We start from the raw sequence: 15,985 nt of genomic DNA, 5'->3' as shown, positions 1-15,985 counted from the left end.
CGTTGCCGTAGCCGCCAATATCTCGGACAGGGCCCACCCAAACAATTCCCGAAGGCTTGCTCACATTGTTCATACTCCTTTAAAGTAGGTTTTGGTCAATTCATAGACGTGTTTCACATCGTCTTCGTCCATTCCCTGATGACAAGGGATATACAGCCCGTTCCGGTTAATCGTTCCGGCAACCGGATATTGATCCTCCAAATTGCCGAATAACTTTATATAGTACGGTTGATTCAGAAGCGGCATCATGTATCGGGTTTCTACGCCGTTTTTTTCCAGATATAAAGCATATTCATCTCTATTTCCTTTTTTCAGGAGCAGGGGATACATCATAAAGGCATGCTCGCATCCATTCGGCGTATGGGGCAGCTGAATGACATCTTGAAATTCGGATAAGTAAGAGGTATAAGCTTCGGCTATTTTTTTTCGGCTCGCCATCATGCTGTCCGTTTCTTCCAACGCCGCCAGCCCAAGCGCGCCTTCGAGTTCCGTAATGCGATAAGAGTAGCCCATACGTACAAACGAAAATCTTCTTTGCACCAGGGACTGAATGAATTCTTCCTCATATTGGTCGTCATCGTCGATATTTAAATAGATCGTATCCCGGCCATGCTGCATAATCGAACGAAGCATCCGCTCATCGCTTTCGTCCTTCATCGTCACGATGCCTCCAACCCCGGTAATAAGGAGATGGGCGACATAAGTGGAAAAACAGGCATAATCGCCAAACGTGCCTACGGAACGGCCTTTGTACTTGACGAACATCGTTTCGCACGAATCCTCGATGACTTGAAGGTTATGCTTTCGGGCAATCTCCATAATCGGGTCCATATCGCACGGCAAACCGAACATATGAACCGGAATGATGGCTTTCGTCCGAGGGGTAATATGCTTTTCGATTTCGGAGGGGTTTATATTGTAGGTCAGCGGATCAACATCGACGAACACAGGCTTCAGATTTAACTGCAATACTATATTGGAAGTGGCGACGAAAGTGATGGCGGGGACGAGCACTTCGTCGCCCGCTTTATAGCCATGCTTTTCGATTAAAGCTGCAAGAGCGATTTGCAGGGCGCATGTCCCGCTTGCGGTAAAAACGGAAGTATGGCGTCCATGCCGCTCGGCAAACCGCTTCTCGAAAGCTTGAGTATACTTGCCGTAGGACAATCGATTGTCGTCCAATGCGCTCATTACATATTTTTTAGCGTTGTCGCTAATGTTCATGTACCCTAACGGGATATGCCGCTTCATCCTGATTAACTCCTCATTATGTGAATTTCTCGATTTCACTCTTGATCAGCTTAATCATTTGTGTTTTTCCGTAACGCCCCAAAATATCCGACCTTGCCTGAATTCCTTTTTGTTTCGCTTCGTTCGGATTTTCGTATACGTACCTCATTTGCCGCTTCAGATCGTTCAGGGAGGGCTCCGCCCAACGATGTCCATTGAACAGCGGAATCGGATGATTGCGGATCTCCGTCAGCTTGTCGACCTTGACAGGAAAAGCATTATCTTCGTTCATAAAATCTGTAGGTCCGCTCCAGTTCGTTGCGATGACCGGCATGCCTACAATCATCGCCTCCATGATCGGACGCCCCCAGCCTTCGCCTCGGGTCGGCAGCACAAAAGCGTTACAAAGCCGATAAAGCTTAATCAAGTCGTTCGTCGGAAGCATTTTATTCATGATGAATATTTCAGGAGCTTCCTTGTTACCGCTGGCGAGAAGACTCACTTCGTTTATTTTGTCGTCGTTTCCGGCGGTTGTTTTGATGATTAACGCCACATTGTCCGTTCTTGCGAATTCTTCCAAATAAGCGTTAATCAGAAGATCGTAACCTTTGCGGTCGGACCAATCGAACACGGACAAGAACAGGAACTTGTCGTCAAAAGGCACACGGAACAAGCTGTCCTCCATGTCCGCTTCCGCCCAGGCTGAGTAGCTCGGGATGACTTTGATCGGGGATGTGACTCCCGAGGCGGAGAAGGTCGCTTGGTTAAATTGCGAGAAAACCCAAACTTCATCGAAAGCATTCAAATTCGGAATCCAAAAGGAAGGTATCCGGTCCGTTTCGAAGCCCGTTCTGGCGATGTTCACGCGAAAATCGGGGCGCCTCGTTAGATTCGACCCCATAATATTGCAAATGTAGATATCGTTATTATGAAGCTCCGTATGCTCAAACGACTCGATATACCTAATCTCATCCAAATGAAGAGCCGAATATTTAGCCCCGGGATCGCGGGGCAAAATTCGCACGCGATATCCGGCGCTGTCCAGCGCTTGCAGCAAAAATCGGTTATCCTCCGCAAAACCGTAACCGTTATAGAACAATCCTTCTAATAGAACGTCCAAATTCAAACCTCTCTCTATGCCTATATTGTAATGTTGCTCGATTTAAGGGCTTCCTCCGAATCGCAAAATGTCAGTTTACCGTATTCGCGGCGATTGTCGATATACTGCGGGATGCCTGCTTTGCGAAGCGTATCGCTAAAGATGACGTAATCGTATCGCCCGCTATTATCGATATAGCTTACCTTATCCAATACTTCGTGCCGTACCAGGTACGTGCAATGAATGACCGCCACTTCAATCAAGCCTCTAATCGATCCGTATAGAATTTCGGGATACAAATGGGAATGTTTATAGTAGCCGTTATCGTCTACCGAAAAATGATAGTTGGAGTACATGCTAGTCGGACTGTCCCCGTTGCGCAGCAAAGGCCCGACGACCGGCAGGCCGGTTCGGATCAAAGCTTCAAGGGTTTCCGGCACGATGAAGTTGTCGCAGTCGACAACAAAATAATGAGTACCCCGTTCGAGCGCCCATTCGACTGATCTTTGGCGCAGGCGCGTCAGCACCTGCAGTTTAATCGCGTTCCATTCATGCGGATTGTAATTTTGCACAGGCTCCGCGACATCGGTTGAATCATAGTAAATTTCCGAATATTTGTCTTTAACTCTCTCAATCCACCGCTCCAGTATTTCCTTCGTGTTATCCGTATTGTTGTTCGTACGAATGTACAGCTTTATAAGAGAGGACGGATAAGTTTGGTTTTCGATCAACTGGAGGTAATACGGAAGTACATGCCCTTTCTGTTTCGCAAGAATAGCTATCGTGACATATTCAGTAGGAATCAAAACAGAATTGCACATCCCTTCTTTCTATTTCGTTCATAGTATGTGCTGTCGAGAGACTGTGTGATGGCGATATTGCCATGCAAGACACCCTCCTAATTTACAAGAAATGGTCATCTACCTTAAACCTTTCAATTCCTATACTCATACCTTGTTGCAACGGCCGTTTGCCGAATATGAGAGTAATTGGAGGAAACCATGAGCAAGGTCGCTTTCATTACAGGGATAACGGGGCAAGACGGCGCCTATCTTGCTGAATTGCTGCTGGCGAAAGGGTACGTGGTTCACGGTCTTCGGCGCCGCAGCTCTCTTTCCAATTCAGGACGTATCGACAAGCTCGTCGACAAGGCGAATCGGGAAGGCGGAAAATTGCGGCTGCATTACGGCGATCTGACCGATTCCACTAACCTTGTTCGCTTAATCAACGAGATCAAACCGGACGAGATTTATAATTTAGCGGCGATGAGCCATGTTCACGTTAGTTTCGACACTCCTGAATATACGGCAAATGCGGACGGCATCGGCACGTTGCGAATGCTGGAAGCCGTACGGACGCTGGGATTAACGGACAAGACCAGAATTTATCAGGCTTCGACCTCCGAGCTGTACGGTCTCGTCCAGGCTGTGCCGCAAAACGAGAAAACGCCCTTTTACCCCAGAAGCCCTTATGCGGTTGCGAAGCTGTACGCTTACTGGATCACGGTCAATTACCGGGAAGCTTACGGCTTATACGCCTGCAACGGCATTTTATTCAACCATGAAAGTCCGCTGCGCGGCGAAACGTTCGTGACCAGAAAGATTACCAGAGCGGTTTCCCGAATCGCATTAGGCTTGCAACAAACGCTTGAGCTCGGGAATTTGTCGGCGAAGCGCGATTGGGGACATGCCCGGGATTATGTTGACGCGATGTGGAGAATCTTGCAGCAGAGCGAACCAAAAGATTACGTGATCGCATCCGGTCAGACGACGGCGGTCCGGGAGTTCGTGCGGCTTGCCTTCTCGGAAGTTGGAATAGAACTGGCGTTTGAGGGCGAAGGGCTTGACGAATACGGGTATGTCGTTAGCTGCCGCAACCCGGAATACGTGCTTCCGGCGGGCTATAAAGCGGTAGCGGTCAACCCGAAGTATTACCGTCCGTCCGAAGTCGATTTGCTGCTCGGAGATCCGGCGAAGGCCAATTCGGAGCTCGGCTGGAAGCCGTCTTGCAGCCTGCAGGAATTGGTTAAAGAGATGGTTGCCGAAGATTTGAAGGAAGCCCGGAAAATCGTCGATTTGCGAAAGTTGGGTTATGAGGCTTATCTGGATCCAAACGAGTAGCTTAAGCGACGTGCGGTTCGATAGCCCGAATATGCCATGCAGAAGCGAGGTGCGGAATAATGATAACGATTAGCCTTTGTATGATCGTGCGCAATGAAGAGGAAGTGCTCGGCCGCTGTCTTTCTGCGGTGGAAGGAATTGCCGACGAAATTATCATCGTGGATACGGGATCGACGGATAAAACAAAAGAAATCGCTTCCTCCTTCGGCGCGGTCGTCTATGATTTCGAATGGATCGACCATTTTGCGGCGGCGCGTAATTTCTCGTTCAGCAAAGCAACGAAGGACTATATTATGTGGCTGGACGCGGACGACATTATCGGGGAGAAAGACCGTTTGCTCTTATTGGAGCTGAAGAAGACGCTTCCCGAAAATATTAACAGCGTCACGATGCCGTACAATCTGGCGTTTGACGCAAAAGGTCAAGTCACATACAGTCTCCGGCGCAACCGGATCGTCAAGAGAGATCAAAACTTTCAATGGGTTGGCCCGGTACATGAATTGTTGGTTTGCCATGGTCCATATTTTCACGCGGACGCCGCCGTTACTCATTCCAAAAATAAAGTGTTTACCGACCGCAATTTACGCATTTATACGAACAGACTGAAGGCGGGGGAAGAATTTTCGCCGCGAGACCAGTTTTATTATGCCAACGAGCTAAGAACGCATGGTCAATATATAAAAGCTATTGAATGGTATGGAAAATTTTTGGATGGACAGCAAGGATGGGTGGAAGATAATATACTGGCTTGCCTTCGAACAGCGGATTGTTATCGCTATTTGGGGGATAGATCGAACAGATTCGCCGCCCTGGCCCGCACTTTGTCTTACGATAAGCCGCGTGCCGAGCTTTGCTGCGCGATGGGCGAGTATTTTGTAGAAGAACAGAAGTATGAGATTGCCGTCTATTGGTACAACCAAGCGCTTCATGCCGAGAAGCCGTCCAGTCCGATGGCTCTGACGAACAAGGCGGACTCTACCTGGATTCCGCACATTCAATTGTGCCTCTGCTACGACCGCTTAGGACAATACGATAAGGCGTTTCAGCATCATGTCAAGGCGCGCGAGCTTAATCCGACGCACCCCAGCGTATTGTTCAACGAGGATTACTTTAAAAAGCGGATGGAAAAAGTCTAAAGGCTTGAGGTGGTCGTATGAAAGCCGTAATTATGGCGGGAGGCAAAGGGACGCGTTTCTGGCCGAAAAGCACGCCGGCGAAACCGAAGCAGTTCTTGACGCTTACTTCCGAAAAGGAAACGATGCTGCAACAAACCTACGGCCGCTTCCGTCATTTTTTGGCCAAGGAAGATATTTATTTCGTCGTCGGCGTCGACTACGCCGATATGGTTAAAGAACAACTGCCGGAGGTTGGCAGCGAGCAGATCATTTTGGAACCTGCTCAACGCGACACGGCGCCGTGCATAGCTCTTGCGGCACGTTATTTTTTGCGGAGAAATGAAGATGAGGTCATTATTACGGCGCCCTCGGATCAATATGTCGACAATCCGGCTCTGTTCGCCAAAGCGATGCTTGCTGCGGAAGCGGTCGCCCGTCAGGACGCAGCCGTCGTTACGCTTGGCATCGTTCCGACCCGGGCCGAAACCGGGTACGGTTACATTGAAGTGGCGGATGCCCCGGACCGGGTCGAAGGAGAGGGCTTTGCCGTTAAACGGGTTCGGTCGTTCATTGAAAAACCGGACAAAGATAAAGCGGAACGGCTGCTTCTTTCGCAAGGCGTTTATTGGAACAGCGGGATATTCGTATGGAAACCTTCCACCATCGCGCATTATATGAAAATGCATCGGCCGGAAATATGGAAAATCGCCGAGTGCGATGACGGCGAATGGGATTCTTTATATAGAAAGCTGGATCGGATCTCGATCGATTATGCCATCATGGAGAAAGTCGACCGGATGTATATGATTCCGGTACGGTTTATATGGGACGATGTTGGGGTATGGACATCGCTGGAGCGCATTTTTGATTTGAGCGCTGAAGGGAATTTATTATCCGGAAACATTCACTATGCGAATGTAGATAACAGCATAATTATGTCCGATAGCAAAAAAACGATTGTCATCGGGGTGAAGGATTTAATTGTCGTATCCACCTCGGAGGGGCTTCTCATCTGCAAAAAATCGGAGGAACAGCGGATTAAGCCGTTTCTGGAGTGAATTTGTCGGAGCAGACCTGGCTGCATCCGCTGCGGCAGGGCATGTTCATCGTTTTTGCGGAATTTAATGGCGATGGCCGTTGCAAATTTAATAGATTCCACATAAACAGTAGAGTGTTGTTATTCTTCAACTCTTTGAAAATAGCAATAACATTTTTTCAGAATGAGGTGAGACGAATGGCAATTATTGATCTTATTGTAAACGGCAGCTTTGAAGACTCTCCAACTTCGCTTGCGCCATGGACTGTCCCGACGGGAACCGCAGTCGTTAATACGACTGTTAGCCATAACGGTACCAATAGTGCCGAGCTGAGTCCCAGCTCAAGCATCAGCCAAGCCGGTGTAGCCGTAACGCCGGGACAATCCTATGAATTCTTTGTTGCGCTGTCCGCTGCCACCGGAGCGGCAAGTCCCGCCGTAACCGCAACCATCCAATATCTCGATAGCGACGGCAATCCGGTCGGTTCGGACACGCCGGTATCTGTTCCGGCTACCGGATTACCGGATGTGACTACCGATGAATGGCTTGAAATTTATGCGAATACTACGGTTCCCGTGGGTGCGGCAACGGCTACCGTAACAATCATTACCGACGGTACGGGAACGGACCAGGTATTTGTCGACGACGTAGCCTTACTGCAGTCACTCGGTGAGACAGGAGCAACGGGAGCGACCGGCGAGACGGGAGCAACAGGTGCGACTGGGGAGACAGGAGCGACCGGTGCAACGGGTGCAACGGGAGCGACAGGTGCGACTGGTGAGACAGGAGCGACTGGGGCGACTGGCGGAACAGGTGCAACCGGCGATACCGGCGCGACAGGCGGAACGGGTGCAACCGGCGAGACGGGAGCAACGGGGGCAACCGGCGCGACAGGAGCGACGGGCGATACCGGCGCGACAGGCGGAACGGGTGCAACCGGCGAGACGGGAGCAACGGGGGCAACCGGCGCGACAGGAGCGACGGGCGATACCGGCGCGACAGGCGGAACGGGGGCAACCGGCGAGACGGGAGCAACGGGGGCAACCGGCGCGACAGGAGCGACGGGCGATACCGGCGCGACAGGTGGAACGGGTGCAACCGGCGAGACGGGAGCAACGGGGGCAACCGGCGCGACAGGAGCGACGGGCGATACCGGCGCGACAGGCGGAACAGGTGCGACCGGCGAGACGGGTGCAACGGGAGCAACCGGTGCGACAGGAGCGACGGGCGATACCGGCGCGACAGGCGGAACAGGTGCAACCGGCGAGACGGGAGCAACGGGAGCGACCGGTGCGACAGGAGCGACAGGAGCGACAGGAGCGACCGGTGCAGGAGAAACAGGCGCAACGGGAGCGACAGGCGCAACAGGTGCAACCGGAGCAACGGGAGCGACAGGGGCGACCGGTGCAGGAGAAACAGGCGCAACGGGAGCGACTGGCGTAACAGGTGTAACCGGTGCAACGGGAGCGACAGGAGCAACCGGAGCTGCAGGAGCGACAGGAGCGACAGGTGCTGTCGGGGCGACCGGCGCAACGGGAGCGAGCGAGCCGGAGTCTGCTTTTAGAGCGATAGCTACTACGGTTCAAGCTTTTACGGTTTCGGGTCCATTCCTGGTTAATTTCGGGGCCAAACAATTTGATTTAAACAATGAATTTAATACGGCGACTTCTACTTTCGTTGCAACTCAAGCGGGTATCTACACGTTCACAGCCGATGTTACAATGTTTGCTACACCTAACACATCTCTTGTGTTCTTGGGCATTATCGGTCCGCAATCTTCCTTAGTGACGATTACACGTCCTTCGAATGTGGGTCTTCCTTTCAGCGGCACGATAACAAGCACCCAATTCCTATCTGCCGGTCAGCAAGCAAGTGTGTTCCTGCAGCCTGATGCCGGCACGGTAACGATTAGTATCGATCCGTCGCTTACAAACTTTAGCGGCGTGCGGAGCCCATCACCGTAATCACTCATGCCGAGTATAGCCTTGTCTTCGTGACAGAATCCTTCTCCTTATGACTCAGTTTTGTAAGGGAAGGTTTTTTTTTTGATTAACTGCAGGGTGCAGTCTCTGGAACGATGGAGTGAAGGGGTTGGCTTCAAACAATCCCGCGGGTGCAGGCCAACTTGTCATTAGGACGGGACATAACAAGAGAGGAGTGCAGAAGTGAAGGCCTTCATTACAGGAATTGCAGGATTTGCAGGCAGTTTCCTAGCGGAGCACTTGCTTGCTTATGGCATGGAGGTATCTGGAACGGTTCGCAATACGAGCAAGGAAGATCATATTCGCCATCTTCTTCCTTACATTCGTCTGCATGCATGCGATTTGAGAGATAAGGCAGCCGTAAATAACGCGATTCGCGAGGCAAAACCGGATTATATTTTTCATCTTGCCGCGCAAAGCGATGTTCCGTCATCATGGCAGCATTCCATCGAGACGCTTTACAATAATTTTGCCTGTCAGACTCATTTACTGGAAGCGGTTCGGACTTATCGTGCCGATTGCAAAATCTTAATCGCCGGATCCAGCGAGCAATACGGCTATGTGAAACCGGATGAGCTGCCCGTCAAAGAGACGAATCCCTTCCGCCCTTTAAACCCTTATGCAATCAGCAAAATTACGCAGGAGCATATAGGCTACCAATATTATAAATCATATGGCCTGCAAATCGTAACCGTCCGCGCTTTCCACCACACTGGACCAAGGCGAGGCGAAAACTTCGTTACATCGAGCTTTGCCAAGCAGATTGCCGAGATTGAATCGGGACTGAAAGCGCCGGTGCTGTATGTCGGCAACCTGGAAGCCAAGCGGGATTTTCTCGACGTGCGGGATGTGGCTAGGGCATACCGCCTTGCGCTTGAATGTTGCGATTCCGGAGAAGCTTATAACGTAGCGTCCGGACGATCCATGTCCATTCGGGAAGTGTTAGGCATACTTTTGTCTTTAACGGACAGCGATATCGATATTCAGGTGGAAGCATCGCGTTTGCGTCCTGCCGATTCGGCTGAAGTATCGGGCGATTACTCCAAGCTTCATTCGAAAACGGGCTGGAAACCGGAAATTGCAATAGAGCAGACGATGGCGGACTTGCTGAATTACTGGCGTGCCAAGATCACTTCTTAAAGCTTGGAATCTTCTATGTCTTGAAGGGACATCCGCCGGGGAGTTTGACAACATCATCGAATATATGTATATTTTCACTATACAATCGAATAGTTTTGACGGGAGCTTGGGGAACTGAGCTGAGAGGAAAACTGATCCGTTTTCGACCGGGGACCTGATCTGGATAATGCCAGCGGAGGCACGAGTTGGCCGCGATTAAGCGGTAAGCGCATCGTTAGTTGCGCCGATTTCCTTTAATGGAATCGTTTGACTATGGACGAAAATTAGGCGTCCTCCGTTCAGGAGGGCGTTTTTTTATTGAGGTGCGTCCTTTTTTCAGTTTTCAATCGGTATTGCTTTTATTTCTGGCTGAAACGGTCATTCCCCAACAACGCCGACGACGTCGCTTCCGGTAGGTAGTAAACAGCGTTTAATTGCTGTTAAGCAAGACCGGGGCTAGCGGTTCGGTTCCGCCTGCATAACTAGGAGATACAGTTAATCGAATTGATAGAGAGGGAGAAGGGGTCATGAGAAATAAGGTTATGCCGCTGACGCGGTGGAAGACGGCCGGAGCGGCGCTTGCGGTGCTGGCGATGCTTGCCGGATGCGGGTCGAACGGAGGCAACGCGGAGGAGCAGCAGCCGGATAGCGGTACGGAACAAGCGTTGACGAAAGTGAAGGTCGTATTGGACTGGACGCCGAACACGAACCATACGGGACTTTACGTTGCGCGGGACAAAGGTTTTTTTGCCGAGCATGGATTGGATGTCGAGATTATTCAGCCCGGACAGGACGGCGCGGACAAAATGGTCGCCTCCGGCGCGGCGGAGTTTGGGGTAAGCTATCAGGAGTCGATTACGATGGCGCGCATCGCGGACGTTCCGCTCGTATCCGTGGCGGCCGTTATTCAGCATAATACGTCGGGATTTGCCTCGCCGGTCGCGAAAGGGATCGATTCGCCGGAGAAATTCGAAGGCAAAACGTACGGCGGATGGGGAGCGCCCGTCGAGGAAGCGGTCATCGCTTCGCTCATGCAGGAGAAAGGCGCGGACGTCGGCAAGGTGAACATGCTCAGCATCGGCGACACCGATTTCTTTACCGCCGTTCAGCGCGATATCGATTTTGCCTGGATCTATTATGCGTGGACCGGCATCGAAGCGGAGCTGCGCGGCGAAAAGCTGAACATGATTTATTTGACCGATTACAGCGACAAGCTGGATTATTATACGCCGGTTCTGGCGACAAGCGAAAAGATGATCGCGGACAAGCCGGAGATCGTAAAGGCGTTCGTCGCGGGCGCGTCGGAAGGGTACGAATATGCGATCGAGCATCCGGACGATGCGGCGGAGGTGCTGATCAAGGCCGAGCCGGACTTGAACGCCGACCTTGTGCGCGCGAGCCAGAAATGGCTGGCGGACAAGTATCAGGACGATGCGCCGCGCTGGGGCGAGCAGAAGCTTGAGGTTTGGACGAACTATGCGGATTGGATGTACGAGCACGGTTTGCTTGAGGGCAAGCTCGAGGCGGAGAAGGCGTTCACGAACGATTTCCTGCCGGATAAAGAATAACGGCTCGACGTCAATATAGGTCGAACACTAAACATTGCACGAACGGTTGAAGAGGAGATGGACGAAGTTGGCTAATGCGCTTGTAAGCATTCAAATTATTCCTGAGGCGCCGGATGGCGCAAACCGGTACGAATATGTGGACCGGGCGATCGCGATCATTAAAGCGTCGGGCGTGCCGTACCGGGTGTCGCCGCTCGAAACCACGATGGAAGGCGAGCTCGGCACGCTGCTCGGCATCGTGCAGCAGATGAACGAAGCGATGACGGAGCACGGATGCCCTTCGGTTATTTCGCAAGTCAAAATTTTCTATAAACCCGCCGGCGCTTCGATGGACGCGCTGCTGGAGAAATACCCGGATGGGCAATAACCGTATCCCTTGGCGCAAAATCTGGCCCCCGGCAGCCGTCCTTGCCGCTTTGCTTGCGGCATGGCAAATTGCGGTCTCCGCCTTTGGCACGGCGGAATACATTCTTCCTTCGCCGCTTTCGATCGCCGAAGAAGGAATAAACGTCGGCCCGCGGCTGCTGGAGCATACGCTCGCGACTGTCGGGTTGATGCTCCCGGGCTTTGCGGGAGGGGCGGCGGCGGGCTTTCTGCTCGCCGCCCTCATTCATTTTATTCCCGGGGCCAGATCCGGGTTGTACCCGCTGCTGGTGCTGTCGCAAAACGTGCCGGTTATCGCGCTTGGGCCGCTGCTTACGTTATGGCTTGGGTACGGCGTGCTTCCGAAGCTGATTCTGATTTGGCTTGTATGCTTCTTCCCGGTTTCGGTTGCGCTTTTGTCCGGCTTGAACGACACGGATCCGAAGCTTCGCAATTATATGGAGATGATCGGAACAAGCAGATGGACGATGTTCTGGCGCCTGGAGCTGCCGCATGCGATCGCGCATCTGTTCTCCGGATTGAAAATTGCGGCTTCCTACAGCGTGCTCACCGCCGTCGTGGCGGAGTGGATCGGCTCGGAGAAAGGGCTTGGCCACTTCATGATGCTGTCGTCCAGCGGCTTTCAGACCGCCCGCGTGTTCGCGGCCGTCTTTCTGATCGTCATTCTTAGTTTGGCGATGTTTGGCCTTGTCGTATTGGCCGAGCGGATATGCGTGCGCTGGAAGCCCGATAGGAAGGGGGAATAGCCGATGGACGGGAATGCTGTCGACATACCGGTATTAACGGTCCGCAACGTGCGCAAAAGCTTCGGCAAAGGCGCCGCAAAAAAAGACGTCATTGCGGACTTGTCGCTGACCGTAGGCGAAGGGGAATTCGTGTCCATAGTCGGACCGTCGGGAAGCGGCAAAACGACGCTGTTTCAAATGATCGGCGGCTTGACGCTTCCGGACGAAGGCGACATTCTCATCGGCGGCAAGCGGATTAACGGTCAGCGGGGAAATGTATCCTATATGCCGCAGCAAGCGTCTCTTCTTCCTTGGCGGACCGTCGCCGGCAACGTGGAGCTTGCGCTTCAAATCGCCGGGGCCAGCCGCAAAGAAGCGGCGGAGCTTACAAGCGAGTGGCTCGGCAAAATCGGGCTCGCTTCTTACGGGGACGCTTATCCGGGAGTGCTCAGCGGCGGCATGCAGCAGCGCGTATCGTTCCTGCGGGCGTTATTGTCTCCGCAGCGGCTTATGCTGCTCGACGAGCCGTTCGGCGCGCTCGATGCGCTGACGCGCCTTAGCATGCAGCGCTGGCTGCTGTCCATCTGGGAAGCGAACCGCCGCTCGGTGCTGCTAGTCACCCATAGTATCGAAGAGGCGCTGCTGCTGTCCGACCGCATCATCGTGCTGTCGCAGTCGCCGGCGGTCGTGCTTGACGAGTTCGTAGTGCCTTACGGCCGGCCGCGCAGCGACAAGCTATGGACGGATCCGGAGTTCAATAGGTATAAGGAAAGAGTCTACAATGTGCTGCAGGAAAGCTTGTCGAAGGGAACGGGGGATTCGCATGTCTGACGCCTATCGTGAGCAAACGGACGGAAAGCCGGAGCGGATGTTCGTTGACGCCCATATCCACCTTGACCGCTATCCCCCGGACGAGCTGACCTCGATGCTCGAGCGTTTCGAGGATATCGGCGGAGCCGCCGTCGTGGCGGTGTCGATGGACCGCTTATCGTCGGTCGCGACGAGGCGGCTCGCTTTGCAATATCCCGGAGCGGTCGTGCCGGCATACGGCTTCCACCCCGAACAGCCGCCGCCGTCCGCCGAGGAAGCGGACGCGCTCATCGAATGGATTCGGCAGCGCGCGGCCGCCGGCGAACGTTTTGCCATAGGCGAGGTCGGGCTTCCTTATTATACTCGCCATGAATCGGTCGGCGCCGGGCGGCCGTTCGACGAAGCGCCGTATTTGCGGCTGCTGGAGAGGTTTATCGCGCTTGCCGCCGAGCTGGACAAGCCGCTTGTGCTGCATGCCGTTTACGAAGATGCGGACAAAGCATGCGACATCTTGGACCGGTACGCCGTCCGGAGGGTCCATTTTCATTGGTTTAAAGGGGCGCTTGCAACGATCGAGCGGATGATCGAAGCCGGATATTGCATATCCGTAACGCCCGATGTGCGGTACGAGCCGGAAATCCGCGAGCTGGCCGGCCGTTATCCGCTCGGATTGATGATGTCGGAGACGGACGGCCCGTGGCCTTTCGAAGGCCCTTATGCAGGAAGGGACACCGAGCCTGCAATGGTCCTTGATGTCGTCCGCGAGATCGCGCGGATCAAAAAGCTGCCGTTCGAACAGGTTACGAGGCAGCTGTACGACAATGCCGCCGCGTTTTACGGTTTGTCCTGAATAGGCGAAAAGGAGCCGGCGGGAATATCCCGTCCCGCTCCTTTTTCGTTTTGGCTTCCACAGCGGAATTTCGTTTAGGACGGAACGGTTTTTGTTCATTATTGGATATTTTTGGCTGTTCGCTGCCGCTTGTCCCGTTTACAATAAGAGAACAGCATCGAGGACAGGAGGACAGCTTGCCGTTATGAAGACTATGATTTCGGTGTTGTCGGCGGCCGTCATCGCCTTTGCCGTCTATTTGTTCCCGACGGTGAAGGAGCGGCTCGATCCGCCCGGCAATACGGATCCGAAGGCGGATGTCACGATCCGTTTTCCGGCCGACCGTTACCCTGAGACGGGAGAGCATATACGGGAGGCGATCGATTCCGGCGAATCCGCCGTGTGCACGATCGACCGGGAAGGAGCGGAGGAGAACCGCAAGGAGTCGCTCGAAGGAATTCCGACCCGCAAAGGCTACGACAGGGACGAATGGCCGATGGCCATGTGCGCGGAGGGCGGAGCGGGCGCCGACGTTGCGTATATCGATCCTTCGGACAACCGCGGGGCCGGATCGTGGGTCGGCAACCGGCTGGAACAATATCCGGACGGAACGACCGTTTTGTTCGTGATCGAATAGCCGGTACAACAAGATTTTATTAAAATGCATTTTTAAAAGTTAGGCTTCTTCCGACAATGAGAATCGGGAAGAGGCCTTTTTTCATGATTGGCTCAAAAAAACGATCGGACGCGCAATAATTCGAGCAGGCGATGCAAAGGGCCAAATGCCGTGACGGCTTTTCCATGGAATGAATCCACTATATAAAGAGGAATGATAGATAGAATAAGGAAGTGAAAGCGTGCAAACGAGAAGCGACGGGAACGCCCAAGGCATTGACGTATCCCGGTATCAGGGGAAAATCGATTGGGGCAAGGTCAAAGCCGACGGCATATCCTTTGTTTTTGCCAAAGCGACGGAAAGCGTCGGATACCGGGACCCGACCTTCGAGGACAACATCGCGGGGGCCAAAGCGGCAGGACTGGCGACAGGCGCTTACCATTTTGTGACGGCCCGGACAGTAGAAGCGGCGCGTAAAGAAGCGGCGAACTTCGCGAGAGCCATCATGGCGGTCGGCGGCGTGGAGCTGCCCCCGGCCATGGATTACGAGAACAACCCGGGCAATTTGAACAAGACGGTGATAAACGCGGTCGCGCGCGCGTTTCTGAAGGAGATCGAATCGATAACCGGCAAGCGGCCGATCATTTATACCGGCAACAGCTTTGCGGGCAATTTCGACGATTCGCTTGCCGCTTATCCGTTATGGGTGGCCAGGTATAGCAACTCCGCTCCGTTCGATGTAGCGGGATGGGATCGATGGACGTTCTGGCAATACAGCGACGGGGGGACCGGAGGTCAACGTCCCGGCGGGGGCAGAAGAGTGTCGGGCATAGCTGGGCCGGTCGATCTGAACGAATATGCGGGTACCGAAGAAGATTTGTTCAAGAAATACGTGTTTATGAAGGAGGAAGAGCCGATGACGGAAGCGGAGAAACAGCAGGTTGCGGCGCTGGAGAACCGAATCGCCGCTTTGGAAGCCTATTTGAATACGGCCGGGGACGCGAATCCCCCTGCTTGGGCCAAGCCGGCAGCGGAGGCTGCGCTTAAGGCGGGAATCGTGACGTCCGTCGACGATAAGGGGCGTCCGGAAATCATTACGATTCAAATGCTGTATAATGCAGGACTATGCAACGCGGAGCTTATCAAATTTTTCAAAAGCTTTAGCGCTTCCACGCGCAAAGCGATCGAGGAGCTGGAGAAGAAGAACTAGAAGATGAAAGGTGAAGCTTGGTCTAATCAGACGGGGCTGCAATAGGGTTGGAGGTAACGGACTTGGGAATCGCCGCGGATGATGCTGCCGGAGCGTAGGTGGCGCCGAACGAGCATTGCCGACCGCAGCCAGATCTAACGA

At 53.3% G+C, this 15,985-nt stretch carries 15 protein-coding genes; 12 read left to right on the top strand and 3 right to left on the bottom strand.

What is annotated here, in order from left to right:
• Positions 1-69 precede the first annotated feature (69 nt).
• From ACFSW5_RS12200 to ACFSW5_RS12190, 3 genes are read right to left on the bottom strand one after another with little or no spacing between them, the layout of a single operon-like run.
• Entirely contained in the window at positions 70-1,251 is a 1,182-nt protein-coding gene (locus tag ACFSW5_RS12200; protein ID WP_379273274.1) for a DegT/DnrJ/EryC1/StrS family aminotransferase, read from the bottom strand.
• A 16-nt stretch (positions 1,252-1,267) separates the two neighbouring features.
• The gene (locus ACFSW5_RS12195; RefSeq protein ID WP_379273270.1) at positions 1,268-2,350 is read right to left on the bottom strand and encodes a glycosyltransferase family 4 protein; all 1,083 of its coding nucleotides are present in this window, start codon (positions 2,348-2,350) and stop codon (positions 1,268-1,270) included.
• A gap of 20 nt (positions 2,351-2,370) precedes the next feature.
• On the bottom strand, positions 2,371-3,135 hold the full coding sequence (locus ACFSW5_RS12190) for a hypothetical protein (RefSeq protein WP_379273268.1): 765 nt from the start codon (positions 3,133-3,135) through the stop codon (positions 2,371-2,373).
• A 195-nt stretch (positions 3,136-3,330) separates the two neighbouring features.
• Here ACFSW5_RS12190 and gmd point away from each other — a divergent pair, with 195 nt between their 5' ends.
• The 12 genes from gmd (at position 3,331) to ACFSW5_RS12130 (ending at position 15,844) form a co-directional block, all read left to right on the top strand.
• Complete coding sequence (gmd, locus tag ACFSW5_RS12185) at positions 3,331-4,449, top strand: GDP-mannose 4,6-dehydratase (RefSeq protein WP_379273266.1); 1,119 nt, start codon at positions 3,331-3,333, stop codon at positions 4,447-4,449.
• 59 nt (positions 4,450-4,508) lie between these two features.
• Positions 4,509-5,585 (top strand): glycosyltransferase, encoded by a 1,077-nt coding sequence (locus ACFSW5_RS12180; RefSeq protein ID WP_379273264.1) that lies wholly within the window; start codon positions 4,509-4,511, stop codon positions 5,583-5,585.
• 17 nt (positions 5,586-5,602) lie between these two features.
• Positions 5,603-6,622: a mannose-1-phosphate guanylyltransferase gene (locus ACFSW5_RS12175; protein ID WP_379273262.1), complete on the top strand. Its 1,020-nt coding sequence runs from the start codon at positions 5,603-5,605 to the stop codon at positions 6,620-6,622.
• 176 nt (positions 6,623-6,798) lie between these two features.
• Positions 6,799-8,565, top strand: a complete 1,767-nt coding sequence (locus tag ACFSW5_RS12170; protein WP_379273260.1) for an NTTRR-F1 domain — start codon at positions 6,799-6,801, stop codon at positions 8,563-8,565.
• A 201-nt stretch (positions 8,566-8,766) separates the two neighbouring features.
• Entirely contained in the window at positions 8,767-9,723 is a 957-nt protein-coding gene (locus tag ACFSW5_RS12165; RefSeq protein WP_379273258.1) for a GDP-mannose 4,6-dehydratase, read from the top strand.
• A 506-nt stretch (positions 9,724-10,229) separates the two neighbouring features.
• Positions 10,230-11,270 (top strand): ABC transporter substrate-binding protein, encoded by a 1,041-nt coding sequence (locus ACFSW5_RS12160; RefSeq protein ID WP_379273256.1) that lies wholly within the window; start codon positions 10,230-10,232, stop codon positions 11,268-11,270.
• Positions 11,271-11,337: 67 nt separating this feature from the next.
• A complete protein-coding gene (locus ACFSW5_RS12155; RefSeq protein ID WP_379273253.1) occupies positions 11,338-11,637 on the top strand; it encodes a thiamine-binding protein in 300 nt (99 codons plus the stop codon).
• Positions 11,627-12,400, top strand: a complete 774-nt coding sequence (locus ACFSW5_RS12150; protein ID WP_379273251.1) for an ABC transporter permease — start codon at positions 11,627-11,629, stop codon at positions 12,398-12,400. The genes ACFSW5_RS12155 and ACFSW5_RS12150 overlap by 11 nt, the downstream gene beginning before the upstream one ends.
• 3 nt (positions 12,401-12,403) lie before the next feature.
• The gene (locus ACFSW5_RS12145) at positions 12,404-13,210 is read left to right on the top strand and encodes an ABC transporter ATP-binding protein (protein WP_379273248.1); all 807 of its coding nucleotides are present in this window, start codon (positions 12,404-12,406) and stop codon (positions 13,208-13,210) included.
• Positions 13,203-14,039 carry a TatD family hydrolase gene (locus tag ACFSW5_RS12140; RefSeq protein ID WP_379273246.1) on the top strand — a complete coding sequence of 279 codons (837 nt, stop codon included), beginning with the start codon at positions 13,203-13,205 and terminating at the stop codon, positions 14,037-14,039. The genes ACFSW5_RS12145 and ACFSW5_RS12140 overlap by 8 nt, the downstream gene beginning before the upstream one ends.
• A 184-nt stretch (positions 14,040-14,223) precedes the next feature.
• Complete coding sequence (locus ACFSW5_RS12135; RefSeq protein WP_379273242.1) at positions 14,224-14,655, top strand: DNA-entry nuclease; 432 nt, start codon at positions 14,224-14,226, stop codon at positions 14,653-14,655.
• A gap of 220 nt (positions 14,656-14,875) precedes the next feature.
• Complete coding sequence (locus ACFSW5_RS12130) at positions 14,876-15,844, top strand: glycoside hydrolase family 25 protein (RefSeq protein WP_379273239.1); 969 nt, start codon at positions 14,876-14,878, stop codon at positions 15,842-15,844.
• Positions 15,845-15,985 lie beyond the last annotated feature (141 nt).

The organism is Paenibacillus thailandensis (assembly GCF_042685365.1).
GTDB lineage: Bacteria > Bacillota > Bacilli > Paenibacillales > Paenibacillaceae > Paenibacillus_AP > Paenibacillus_AP thailandensis.
The sequence above is the reverse complement of the archived record's forward strand: the minus strand, read 5'-3'. Positions and strand labels throughout refer to the sequence as shown.